This is a genomic window from Siminovitchia thermophila (assembly GCF_016909185.1).
In the GTDB taxonomy this organism is placed as follows: domain Bacteria; phylum Bacillota; class Bacilli; order Bacillales; family Bacillaceae_C; genus Siminovitchia; species Siminovitchia thermophila.
Genome location: NZ_JAFBFH010000003.1, coordinates 57731 through 69544, shown reverse-complemented (window position 1 = coordinate 69544; position 11814 = coordinate 57731). Strand labels below are relative to the sequence as shown.

Below are 11814 nucleotides of genomic sequence, written 5' to 3'. Positions count from 1 at the left end.
ACACTTCGATTGTACTGTAATGAACATCATCATATTCATTTCAAATACTGTCGGTAAGCTTTTCAATGAGATACGAAAAAAAGTACGGACCTACTTGAGGAGCTATGCCAACACAAAAAAGTGAATTGATCAAAGCAAGTGTGAGTGACGGAAAACGTTCATGTAGTGAAGATATACGACAATAGTGGGTCAGCATTTATGAAATTCCTCAAATGAAAAAGTGCCCTCATGGTGCTTGATCGTATTCTAAATGAAAAAGGAAGCGGCAGCCCAGATCTATTCCGCGAGAATAATGTCAGTTGCGCAGCAGGGATCAATAGCGAAGGTATATCCAGCAGCAAGAGGAAGCAGAGATCATCGAAGACGAGGCATCGTAATAAACACTCTCTTTAGTCGGCATAGGCAGTTATTAAACAGGAACAAGCGCCATTAGGCGCGGCAAGCATTATGCCTTATAGAGCCGAAATCAAACCACATGTTGAACGGGTGGCAATGATAAAACACGCCAATCCCACGCCATAGAACAAACAGCCCGAGTGGAAAGCGTTCTTCCTCGTGAAACGCAAACTTTTTCTTGAAGCAGTCTAAAACGCTTTCTTTTGGGTTCGCTCCATTTTTTAGAAACCATTCTTCACCCGTTTCAAGTTTCTTCCATTCCCGTTGCATTTTCAGCAGTCGGTTTTTGGTCAGTCTTGTCCTTTCCCGGTTTTCCTTTCCCGTATTTAGTCCGACCGTTTAGTATTGACCTGATCCGTGTTATGGATGCGTAAAAACGTTGCGCGCCTCTCATCCACATGGATGCGACGCACTACTTCCCTTAAAGCTCGGTGCCAGGCAAAAAAACCATCTTACACCGATCACACATGGAGAAAGTTAAAAGTAAATTTCATTCCAAAAGACCTTTCTTGAACCATCCGCCCGCTCCTTCATATGATGGAGGTAACAGCATCGGGCAGGGGGCGGATGACATGAAACTCGAAAGAATAGCAGCCAACAAAATTAAATATTCCATTACATTTGAAGAGCTGACGAAAAAGGGGTTTCTCCAAGATGAAATTTTGAAGGAATCTTTTTTATGGGACGTTTTATTTGATGAAATGTTGGATGAAGCCGGTCGCATATTTGAGTTAAATCATTTCGGCGCCGTCTCCGTTGAAATTTTTTCACTGACATCCAAAGAACTTGTTCTCATTTTGACGATTGAAGAAGATGATGAAGAAGACGATATTCCATCCATCATAGCTGGAAATGATTCCAATAAAAGGAACCGAAGTCTTCTGTTTCAATTTGATGATTTTGAACATGTCATATTATTGTCAAAAAGGCTAAAAGAATCTTCGGTGCCATTAGGGAAAAACTCTTTATATGCGTTTAAAAATAAGTATTTTTTCAAAGTGAAGGCAAATCCGAAGCACTATGAGTATTTTGACAGTCTGTTCAGCGAGTATGGCGACAAGTCCATCTTTTCTGATGCCTACTTGGACGATTATGGAGAATTGATTGTTAAAAATGAAGCAATCTATATATTACAGCAACACTTTTAAGGCCGGCACGTAAGTTTTGCACAACTTCTAAAAATCTCCTATCATAATGAATAGGAGCTTTTTTTGTAAGGTAAGGAAGTACAAGTTTTTTCGTTTTACATTTTAAACGGAAGGTTTTGTTGTCTAGTTCCAGCGCGCATCGACTAGCAGGCTTCGCCAGCAGGTTCGATGAGGGTTAAGCCTCGCCTCGTCGCACCGTGCACGACGGCGACACGAGGAAACATTATACGAGCACCATCTCAACATCGCTTCCTTGTTTCCTTTTTCCCGCCGAGGTGTTCCAGTCTGTGGGTCGATGAACAGACGCTTGCGCTTTTCTTATTAATCGCCAAGATAGGGGAGTTTTCGCACATGGTACAAGAAGAATGCATCATTGTTGGGGGAGGGCCCTGCGGCCTGTCTGCGGCAATTGCATTGAAAAATATAGGAAAAAATCCATTGATCATTGAAAAAGGAAATATTGTCAATGCCATATATCGGTATCCAACCCATCAAACCTTTTTCAGCACAAGTGAGAAGTTGGAAATCGGAGATATTCCATTTATCACCGTTAATCGTAAGCCTAAACGGAATGAGGCCTTGACGTATTATCGTGAAGTCGTCAAAAGAACGAATGTAAGGATCAACAGGTTTGAGAAAGTTTTAAGTATCCAGAAAGAGAACGGTTTTTTTACAATCACAACGGATAAAGACATCTATCGCGCGCGGTATGCCATTGTCGCCACCGGCTATTACGATAGTCCGAATATGATGAATATCCCGGGTGAGGAGCTTGACAAAGTGTACCACTATTTCAAAGAAGCTCATCCGTATTTTGATACAGATGTCGCCGTGATCGGCGGCAAAAATTCGGCCATTGATGCAGCCTTGGAATTGCAAAAATCCGGGGCGCGCGTGACTGTCCTATACCGTGGCGGCGAATATTCACCGAGCATTAAACCGTGGGTATTGCCGGACTTCGAAGCGCTCGTGAGGAACGGTGAAATTTCCATGGTTTTTAATGCTGTTGTTCGCGAAATTACAGATAAAACGATTCGGTATGTTGTGGATGATAAGGAAGAGGAGCTACATAACGACTTTGTTTTTGCCATGACAGGTTATCATCCGGATCACTCTTTTATCAAAGCAATGGGGGTCAACATGGATGACAGGACAGGAAAGCCTTTATTTGACCCGGAAACGATGGAAACGAACATCCCGGATTTATTTATTGCGGGAGTGATCGCAGCCGGAAACAACGCGAATGAAATATTTATAGAAAATGGGCGCTTTCATGGCGGCCAAATCGCCAAAGCGATTAAAGAAAAAGAAATGATGTGTGCATCCCGGTCTACTTAATATCCGGGATGTTTTTTTGTTAAAAGAAAAAATAAAGCCTTATTCGTACACGTGGTGAACACATCTTTTGGGAAAGTTTCCTGAAAGATGCATTCACCCATAGTAAAATGTTGATCTTTCAAGTATGACAATCGGTTCTGATCTCTAGCTTTTTGCAATCGCCACCATCGTCCTCCTCCGAGTCGGTACGTCAATCGCTTGCGGTTTTTAACGAATGTTCAATGGAAGGGGAAGAGTGTGTTGCCATGATTCGGGATAATTCGTTTCGGTCTTCCGTGTTCATCAATGCGGCCATTAATTTGATCCGGGCTTTTTGTCCGTTTACACCATGGCAAAAAATGACGCCCAAGTCTTTCAAGTGGCTTCCTCCTCCTTGGTAATCATACGTTGGATAAACGAATCCACTTTGACACCTTGACACAACCACAACAGGACATCCAGAATTTATAAGCATTTCGATGCCTCGTATTGATCCGGGAGGAAGATTTCCTTGCCCCAATGCTTCAATGACGATACCGTCATACGCCATATCCCTTAGTGCCAAAAACATGGATGAATCCATTCCGGCATATGCTTTTAACAACCCGACCTTTTTGCTCATTTCTTGTACTGGCAGTTTCTTTTGCAATAAAGGATTATAGTGGAATAAAATTCGATGGGGGGTAATGGTTCCGACAGGGCCTGCAACAGGGCTTTGAAACGCGGCCACGCTTGTAGTATGTGTTTTCGTTACTTCAATAGCTGTATGTATGTCATCATTAAAGACAACGAGCACCCCTTTGTTTTTCGCTTGTTCTTCCTCAGCCGTGCGGATCGCTGAAATGAAATTACGCAAACCGTCGGCGCCGTTTTCATTGCTTGAACGCATCGCCCCGGTCAATACAACTGGAACATCCACTTGTACTGTCAAATCCAGAAAAAAGGCGGTTTCTTCCAATGTGTCTGTTCCGTGAGTAATCACGACCCCATCGTAATCTTGCTCGGAACATTCCTTTTCAATGATTTTTTTTAAGTAAACCATGTCGGTGACGGTCATATGGGGAGAGGGCTTATGGAAAGGCTCAATGACGTTTATATGGGTGGAATCCGACAATTCGCCGGTCGATTCGGTCAACGGATTGCTTGGTCCCATTCCCACTGTTTGTGTAGTCGAATCTTTCTTCATCGCTATCGTCCCGCCTGTATGAATCACAAGCAATGTTTTCATCTTTTCAACTCCTAGAATTTTTTGCGATCTGCCATGTTCAAAAGGTCAGTTCCATGATACGATGAAAGGAAAGAAAAAGAAAGAAAAAGAGAGAAAAAGAGAAAGAGGGCCGCATAATGCTTGCAATTATATCAGCTGGAGTTGCCCCGGGGCTGGCTTTGCTGAGTTATTTCTACTTGCGGGACCAGTTTGGGCAGGAACCTGTGCTGATTGTCTTTAAAACATTTTTGCTTGGTGCCATTTTGACCTTTCCAATCATGTTTATTCAATATGTTATGAGTGTTGAAGGGATTTTTCAAAGCGATATTTTGTCATCATTTTTCTCTGTATCGTTAACGGAAGAATTTTTTAAATGGTTTGTCCTGTTTCTATATGTGTATAAACATGCCGAGTTTGATGAGCCGTTTGATGGGATTGTTTATGGAGCGAGTATATCACTCGGCTTTGCCACCGTGGAAAACATTATATACTTGGCTGCAAACGGCGTAAGTCTCGCCTTTGGCCGCGCTTTGCTCCCGGTGTCAAGCCATGCTCTATTCGGTGTTATAATGGGCTATTACTTGGGAAAGGGTAAGTTTCAAACGGAAAAAAATAGTTGGAAATGGGTGTTTACTGCTTTTTTTGTGCCTTTTGTTCTCCATGGATTATATGATTATATCTTGCTGTCCGGAAGGAACTGGATTTATTATATTTTTCCATTTATGCTATTTCTTTGGTGGCTTGGACTCAAGAAAGTGAAGCATGCCCATCTGATGACAAAAGAATTTTATAAGAAAAAACTTCAAAGCAGGGACGCCTCCATTTCTTAAGTGGGGGTGTTCTTTTTTTATAGTGGCCAAGGCCGGCCATTATGAATAAAAAATGCGTCATTCCTCATAATAACCCTATGACAATTTATTCTTTGGAGGGTGTGACATGAGGTTTGGCGCAAAATATAAACTTGTTCTCATCTTAATGATGTGCTGTTTCGGGCTATCAGCCGCACCTGCCCATAAAACGGACGCCTTTACAAACCAGGTGATCCAAAAGGGCGCTGTTGGTGATGATGTGATCGAATTGCAGTCACGGCTTCAGTATTTAGGCTACTATCAAGGGCAAATAGACGGAGTATTCGGTTGGGGCACATATTGGGCGCTTAGAAACTTTCAAGAAAGTTTCGGATTAAAAGTGGATGGTCTGGCTGGTGAAGCCACAAAAGCAAAATTGGTAAAAGCGTCCAAGTACAACAAGCAATTTGTCAAAGAGCAAATCAAGAAAGGAAAAAAATTCACTCATTACGGCGGAACAGAACCATCAAAGCAGACAGGTCCCGCCCCTGCTCCCAAAAGGCAGGCGCCAACAGCGGTCAATACGCCAGCAGGGTTTTCACAAAATGACATACAGCTAATGGCAAACGCTGTGCACGGTGAAGCAAGGGGGGAGCCTTATGAAGGGCAAGTGGCGGTTGCCGCCGTCATATTAAATCGGGTAAACAGTCCGCTATTTCCAAACACAGTCTCGGGAGTGATTTTTGAACCGAGAGCCTTTACCGCGGTAGCTGACGGACAAATATGGCTAACGCCGAATGAAACATCAAAACGAGCGGTTTTGGATGCCATTAATGGGTGGGACCCATCAACCAGCGCCCTATATTATTTCAATCCAGACACCGCAACAAGCGCCTGGATTTGGACAAGACCGCAAATTAAGCGAATCGGGAAACACATCTTTTGTAAATGACTGGAGGTGCCATCATTGCTTAGAAACATATTATTGGTTGTTCTTGCCGTTGCAGTTGTCGGGGCAGGGGCGTGGGGCTATCAAGAACACCAGGAAAAAAACGCGATTTTGATCAATGCCGAAAACAACTATCAAAGAGCATTTCACGATTTAACATACCAAATGGACTTATTGCACGATAAAATTGGCAGCACACTCGCTATGAACTCAAGCAGGTCACTGTCGCCCGCTTTGGCCGATGTGTGGAGGATTACTTCCGATGCCCGCGGGCAGGTGGGACAATTGCCATTGACGCTGCTTCCTTTCAATAAGACAGAACAATTTTTGTCAAATATCGGTGATTTCAGTTATAAAACGGCAGTTCGAAACTTGGACGATGAACCGCTTTCTGCAAAAGAGCAAAAAACATTAAAGAGCTTATATAACCAAAGCGGTGAAATCAGGAATGAGTTAAGAAAAGTACAGAATCTTGTCCTCAAAGAAAATTTACGGTGGATGGATGTCGAATCGGCAATGGCCTCAGGAAAAGAAAATGCTGATAATACGATCATCGATGGTTTTAAGACAGTAGAGAAAAAGGCAACCGGTTATGATGAAGAAAATTTACAAAACTCGTCAATCGTCAGCTTTCAACAGCGGGACGAAAATTTTGATCACTTAAAAGGGAAAAAAATCTCCAAAAATGAAGCGATAAAACTCGCTCAAAAATATAGCGGGATACAAAAACCGAAAGATGTCCGTGTCACTGAAAACGGAAAGGGGTCCGCATATGGATTCTATAATGTCGTACTGAAAAACGGCAAAGGACATGAGGCTGCCATGGATATTACAAAAACCGGAGGTTACCCCATATATTTTATGGATAACCGTGAAGTAAAGGACCAAAAAATCAGTTTAAACGAGGCCGCGAAAAAAGCGGAACAATTTTTACAAAAGCATGGTTATAAAAAATTACAATTAGCGGAAAGTGTCCAGTACGATTCGACAGGCTTGTTGACATATGTCACCATGCAGGACGATGTCCGAATTTATCCGGAATCCATTAAAATCAAGGTGGCGCTTGATAATGGACAAATTGTCGGATTTACAGGCAGTGATTACTTGCAAAGCAATCGCGAGCGGGATCTGCCTTCCCCGAAAATAACGAAAGAAGAGGCTCGCGGTAATCTAAATTCCAATGTCAAGGTCATGGAGGACGGGCTTGCCGTCATTACGAACGACCTTGGGGATGAAGTGCTTTGCTACGAAGTAATTGGCACAATGGACAATGATACGTATCGAATATATATCAATGCTGAGAATGGCTATGAAGAAAAAGTGGAAAAAATGCAAAATGCCGAACCCATATACGAAGACGTGATTTAAGCAGCCCACTAGCGGCTGCTTTCTTTTATCCCTATTCAGAAATAATCTGGAAAATGTTGTTTTTTCATGACATAATAGATGTAACAAGAATGAGTAGGAAGTGCTTGCCCATGCTGTATATAGGTTTGGATTTAACGCTGGAAATGAATCAAGATGGGATGGTGAAACATTACAAAGGGAAAGTCGCTGACCTGAATGATACTCATTTCTATATCTATTACCCGATTAACAAGGAAACAAAAAGAGTGGCCTTTATACCTCCTGATACCGAGTTGACTGTTTTTTTTACAGATGAAAACTCCGCAAGTTATTGTTTTCATACGAAGGTAAGCCGAACTGTGAAAGATACTGTTCCGTTGGTTGAGCTCCCGCTTCCTGGAGATCACCATATAAAAAGAATACAGAGGCGGGAATACGTCAGGGTGGAAACAGCAGTTGACATCACCTTTCGCTTCCCGGGAAAGGCTATCGAATTTGTGACCGTCACTGACAATATCAGTGCGGGAGGTTGTGCCGCCATTCTTCCCGATGGCGTGCAATTGCAAAAAGGAGAACATGGCACCGTAGAATTTACCATTAAAATGAAATCCGGGAAAATGTATACAATGACTTTTCAATGTATCGTCATCCGAACATTTACGAGAAAAGAAACGGAGTATGTTTCCGTAAAGTATATGAATCCCGACCGAAATGACCAACAAGTGTTGACGAAATTCTGTTTTGAAAAGCAGCTTGCTCACCGAAAAAAAGGATTCTTACACTAAGTTTCACCGAATAATGCTCCCTCATTTATTGCATACTATAGAAAAAGGAGGGAGCCTATGTCTATTTTTGAACGGCTGCTTTGCAAGTTGATTATTGTTCACCTCATTATTCTCATCCTTGTTCAAGGTTTTTTTCAACCGTCTACTTATCTTTTAAATTTAAACAAAGTATTTTTATATGAGGGGGTTTCTTCCGAAATAAATGAAGCACCCCTCGATTTATGAACAGCTTTTCGAGATTTTTTAATATTTGTTTATGATCGACGTGTACAGAATATGGTAAAATAAAACATGTCCATAAACAGGTAAGCAGGTGAACAGGTTGACAAAAAAAATAAGCATTGCCATAGACGGCCCAGCCGGAGCCGGGAAAAGCACCGTGGCCAAAATTGTTGCGGATCGGCTTTCTTACATCTATATTGACACCGGTGCTATGTACAGGGCGTTTACATATAAGGCAATAAAGGAACATATAAATATACGCAGCGAAGAAGATTTGATACGTGTTCTAAAAGAAACAACGATTGAATTGAAACATGACGGCCAAAAGCAGATAGTGCTTCTTGACGGGAAGGATGTTACGAAAGAAATACGCGAGCCAGATGTAACGAATAATGTGTCTATTGTTGCTGCCCATAAGTTGATTCGCGATGAAATGGTTGCCCGTCAAAAAGCCTTGGGCAATGCCGGCGGCGTTGTAATGGATGGCAGAGATATCGGGACCAATGTACTGCCCCATGCAGAATTGAAAATTTTCTTATTGGCGAGTGCGGATATTAGAGCTGAAAGACGCCATAAAGAAAATATGGAAAAAGGATATCCTTCCGATCTTGCCAAAATCAAAACAAACATCCTGGCTCGGGACAAACAGGATACGGAGCGTAAAATATCGCCGCTCAGAAAAGCGGAAGACGCGATCGAAATAGACACTTCATTCCTCTCCGTGGATGAGGTCGTTTCCAAAATCATACATTTGGCAAATGAAAGGATCGAAGTGTCTTGAAATTTTATATATTTGCAAGAACAGTCGTCAAAGGCATTTTGAAGGTTTTATACCGGGTGGAAATAAAAGGAATTGAACATTTTCCAAAGTCAGGCGGGGTGCTCCTTTGCTCCAACCATATATCTAACCTCGATCCCCCGATGGTTGGGATAACTTGCCCGCGCCCAGTATCTTTTATGGCGAAAGAAGAGTTGTTCAAAGCCCCGGTTTTAAAGTGGGTATTGCCTCATGTGAGGGCGTTTCCGGTAAAAAGGGGCATGAGTGACAGAGGTGCTTTGAGAACGGGGCTGAAAGTCTTAAAAGAGGGGCATGTCATCGGGCTGTTTCCGGAAGGAACCCGCAGCAAAACAGGGGAAGTCGGCAAGGGGCTTGCCGGAGCCGGTTTTTTTGCTTTAAGATCTGAGGCAGCTGTTTTGCCTTGTGCGATTATCGGACCGTATAAACCTTTCGGAAAAATTACGGTCGTTTATGGGCCGCCCATCGACTTTGAAGAAATAAGAAGGGAAAAGCGTTCTGCCGAAGAGGCGACAGAAGTCATTATGTCTCACATAAAAAAATTAATCAATGACAACAAAGGCTGACGTGTATTGCTTGACAAAGATTCTTATTTGTAAGAAGTTAATATCAAGACGATTTTAAAGAAATGTGCGGATTGGTGTTCTTCTTTTTTGCTAAATGGAATCCATTCATGCGCATCTTTAAGCCGGATAGGAGGAGTAAAAGTGTCAGAGGATATGAACAATATTGAAGAGGTAACATTTAACGAAGGTGACAAGTTAAAAGGAACAGTTACCAAAATTGAAGAAAAGCAAGTTCTTGTGGACATTGAAAACAGCAAAGTAAATGGAATTATCCCGATTAGTGAACTTTCCAGTCTCCATGTTGAAAAAGCATCTGATGTAATATCTGAGGGAGATGTCCTTGACTTAATCGTTACGAAAGTAGAAGAGAACTTACTCATTCTTTCAAAGCGTAAGGTTGATGCTGAAAATGCGTGGGAAACATTGGAAAGACGCTTTGAAAATAATGAAATATTCGATGCAGAAGTAAACGAAGTGGTTAAGGGCGGCCTCGTGGTTGATCTGGGTGTTCGCGGCTTTGTACCAGCTTCTTTGGTTGAAGATTATTATGTAGAAGATTTCAGCGGATATCAAGGAAAAACTCTTTCGTTTAAGATTGTGGAACTGGATAAAGAAAAAAACCGCCTCATTCTTTCCCATCGCGCAGTTGTTGAAGAAGAAAAGAAACGGGAAAAGAAACAATTGCTGGAAAATCTTGAAGTTGGACAAGTGCTTGAGGGAACAGTTCAACGCATAACCGATTTTGGCGCATTTGTCGATATCGGCGGGGTGGACGGATTGGTGCATATTTCCCAGCTGGCCCACCATCATGTTGAAAAACCTTCGGACGTCGTAACGGAAGGCGAGAAAGTACAAGTAAAAGTATTGTCGGTAGATAAGGAAAACGAGAGAATTTCTCTGTCCATCAAGGAAACTTTGCCTGGACCTTGGACAAATATAGCGGAGAAGGCTCCCAGGGGAACAGTTCTCGAAGGAACAGTCAAACGTCTCGTATCATTTGGCGCCTTCGTTGAAGTCTTCCCGGGAGTAGAAGGACTTGTCCATATCTCCCAAATTTCCCATAAGCATATCGGTACGCCGCATGAAGTTCTTCAAGAAGGGCAAACCGTACAAGTAAAAGTTCTTGACACGAACGAAGAAGAACAAAGAATGTCTTTAAGCATGAAGGAATTGGAAGAACAAGATTACAGCCGGGATAACAATTACGAACCGGTTGAAGAGACAAAGGGATTCCAGCTTAGTGACATGATTGGCGACAAGCTAAAAGATTTTAATAACGAATAAGTCTGCAAACCTTCCGTTGAAGAACGGAAGGTTGTTCTATAAGGAAAACTTTATCGCGCGTAAACCGGCAGCAAGCTCCCTGCTTCAATCGCCTGATTGATGCGGGGCGGGTCGCCAAGACACGTAAAAAGCTTCGACCTTGATTCATGAACGCATCCTAAAGCGACCTGCGGGAAGTACGAGTGCGAGCGCGGCGATGGACAAGGAAAGCTTGGCCGCCACCGTCACGCTGAAGAAAAAGCGCGGGCTTCGGGGATGCGTTGCTTGAGCTTGCAACAGGGCGCTTTCGATCCTAGCCTTCGTCCTGTCTAAAAAGCCCACTGCTTGAAATTTCGCTCTATCAATTTGATTAAAGCCCTCATTTGTATCCCATAATGAAACAAATGGGGGTGATTTTCATGTCAGGAATTATATTTTTATTTTTTTTGTGGGGCGTATGGATTGTCGCGACCTTTTTATTAAATAAGGATGATCCGGCAAGGCTGCCGATTGCCGCTTTGTCTCTGTTATTGCTCGTAGTTTCATCGATATCGTTTTCTGTAAAATCCGTTACTGTGAACGGAGCCGCCGTTTTATTAATGATGGGAAGCTGTGTGGTGATCTCGAAGTGGTCTTTTCTCCAAAAAATGTATTTCATTTTTTCGGCACTCACGATCATGGTCGGCTACGCAGGTGCTTATTTACTTGAACTATATGATCCCGTATGGGTTCTCATAGATAAAAGAATCCTTCTTTCTTCCGCTTTGTATATCATCGGATGGATTCTATATCCTGCTTCATTGTTTTACCGATTTTTTGCGATCGTTGTCGGAACCTTGCTCGGGGAGATTTTTTTAGGAGTGTTTTTGTCACAGTGGAGTATGCCATATACAGTCGGCTCCTTGGAATATTTGGATATTTTTGGACTGAGCGCCACATTGCTTTTGATTGCTCATCTATTAACTGCTGTTAAACGAATAATGAAACAGCATGCCACTCAAAGGGTCATGCACTAACACTTCCCGCTGCC

The 11814-nt window shown here is 42.5% G+C and carries 12 protein-coding genes; 11 read left to right on the top strand and 1 reads right to left on the bottom strand.

Annotation, left to right across the window (positions count from 1 at the left end; all coding sequences use genetic code 11):
- Positions 1 to 968 precede the first annotated feature (968 nt).
- Together JOC94_RS02950 and JOC94_RS02945 are read left to right on the top strand one after the other, a co-directional pair.
- On the top strand, positions 969 to 1544 hold the full coding sequence (locus tag JOC94_RS02950; RefSeq protein WP_077113294.1) for an adaptor protein MecA: 576 nt from the start codon (positions 969 to 971) through the stop codon (positions 1542 to 1544).
- A gap of 351 nt (positions 1545 to 1895) precedes the next feature.
- Positions 1896 to 2882: a YpdA family putative bacillithiol disulfide reductase gene (locus tag JOC94_RS02945; RefSeq protein WP_077113295.1), complete on the top strand. Its 987-nt coding sequence runs from the start codon at positions 1896 to 1898 to the stop codon at positions 2880 to 2882.
- 190 nt (positions 2883 to 3072) lie between these two features.
- Here JOC94_RS02945 and JOC94_RS02940 read toward each other — a convergent pair whose 3' ends face one another.
- Complete coding sequence (locus JOC94_RS02940) at positions 3073 to 4089, bottom strand: asparaginase (protein WP_077113296.1); 1017 nt, start codon at positions 4087 to 4089, stop codon at positions 3073 to 3075.
- Between the two features lie 116 nt (positions 4090 to 4205).
- On the opposite strand from JOC94_RS02940, the gene prsW reads away from it, so the two are divergent.
- From prsW to JOC94_RS02895, 9 genes are all read left to right on the top strand, one after another.
- Positions 4206 to 4898, top strand: coding sequence for a glutamic-type intramembrane protease PrsW (prsW, locus tag JOC94_RS02935; RefSeq protein WP_077113297.1), 693 nt, complete (start codon positions 4206 to 4208; stop codon positions 4896 to 4898).
- Positions 4899 to 5043: 145 nt separating this feature from the next.
- Positions 5044 to 5808, top strand: coding sequence for a spore cortex-lytic enzyme (gene sleB, locus JOC94_RS02930; RefSeq protein ID WP_236016959.1), 765 nt, complete (start codon positions 5044 to 5046; stop codon positions 5806 to 5808).
- A gap of 15 nt (positions 5809 to 5823) precedes the next feature.
- Positions 5824 to 7173 carry a germination protein YpeB gene (ypeB, locus tag JOC94_RS02925; RefSeq protein ID WP_077113299.1) on the top strand — a complete coding sequence of 450 codons (1350 nt, stop codon included), beginning with the start codon at positions 5824 to 5826 and terminating at the stop codon, positions 7171 to 7173.
- 110 nt (positions 7174 to 7283) lie between these two features.
- Positions 7284 to 7937 (top strand): flagellar brake protein, encoded by a 654-nt coding sequence (locus JOC94_RS02920; protein ID WP_077113300.1) that lies wholly within the window; start codon positions 7284 to 7286, stop codon positions 7935 to 7937.
- Positions 7938 to 7994: 57 nt separating this feature from the next.
- Positions 7995 to 8162 carry a DUF5359 family protein gene (locus tag JOC94_RS02915; protein WP_171973995.1) on the top strand — a complete coding sequence of 56 codons (168 nt, stop codon included), beginning with the start codon at positions 7995 to 7997 and terminating at the stop codon, positions 8160 to 8162.
- 97 nt (positions 8163 to 8259) lie between these two features.
- Complete coding sequence (gene cmk / locus JOC94_RS02910) at positions 8260 to 8940, top strand: (d)CMP kinase (RefSeq protein ID WP_077113301.1); 681 nt, start codon at positions 8260 to 8262, stop codon at positions 8938 to 8940.
- On the top strand, positions 8937 to 9521 hold the full coding sequence (locus JOC94_RS02905) for a lysophospholipid acyltransferase family protein (RefSeq protein WP_077113302.1): 585 nt from the start codon (positions 8937 to 8939) through the stop codon (positions 9519 to 9521). Before cmk ends, JOC94_RS02905 begins: the two co-directional genes overlap by 4 nt.
- Positions 9522 to 9662: 141 nt before the next feature.
- Positions 9663 to 10805, top strand: coding sequence for a 30S ribosomal protein S1 (gene rpsA, locus JOC94_RS02900; protein WP_077113303.1), 1143 nt, complete (start codon positions 9663 to 9665; stop codon positions 10803 to 10805).
- A gap of 398 nt (positions 10806 to 11203) precedes the next feature.
- Positions 11204 to 11800, top strand: a complete 597-nt coding sequence (locus JOC94_RS02895; RefSeq protein WP_077113304.1) for a YphA family membrane protein — start codon at positions 11204 to 11206, stop codon at positions 11798 to 11800.
- Positions 11801 to 11814: the final 14 nt, after the last annotated feature.

Excerpts from the sequence above, each read along its gene's own strand:
- JOC94_RS02950 (WP_077113294.1), top strand. The coding sequence starts at position 969 with ATGAAACTCGAAAGAATAGCAGCCAACAAAATTAAATATTCCATTACA.
- JOC94_RS02945 (WP_077113295.1), top strand. The coding sequence starts at position 1,896 with ATGGTACAAGAAGAATGCATCATTGTTGGGGGAGGGCCCTGCGGCCTG.
- JOC94_RS02940 (WP_077113296.1), bottom strand. The coding sequence starts at position 4,089 with ATGAAAACATTGCTTGTGATTCATACAGGCGGGACGATAGCGATGAAG.
- prsW (WP_077113297.1), top strand. The coding sequence starts at position 4,206 with ATGCTTGCAATTATATCAGCTGGAGTTGCCCCGGGGCTGGCTTTGCTG.
- sleB (WP_236016959.1), top strand. The coding sequence starts at position 5,044 with ATGATGTGCTGTTTCGGGCTATCAGCCGCACCTGCCCATAAAACGGAC.
- JOC94_RS02920 (WP_077113300.1), top strand. The coding sequence starts at position 7,284 with ATGCTGTATATAGGTTTGGATTTAACGCTGGAAATGAATCAAGATGGG.
- JOC94_RS02915 (WP_171973995.1), top strand. The coding sequence starts at position 7,995 with ATGTCTATTTTTGAACGGCTGCTTTGCAAGTTGATTATTGTTCACCTC.
- JOC94_RS02895 (WP_077113304.1), top strand. The coding sequence starts at position 11,204 with ATGTCAGGAATTATATTTTTATTTTTTTTGTGGGGCGTATGGATTGTC.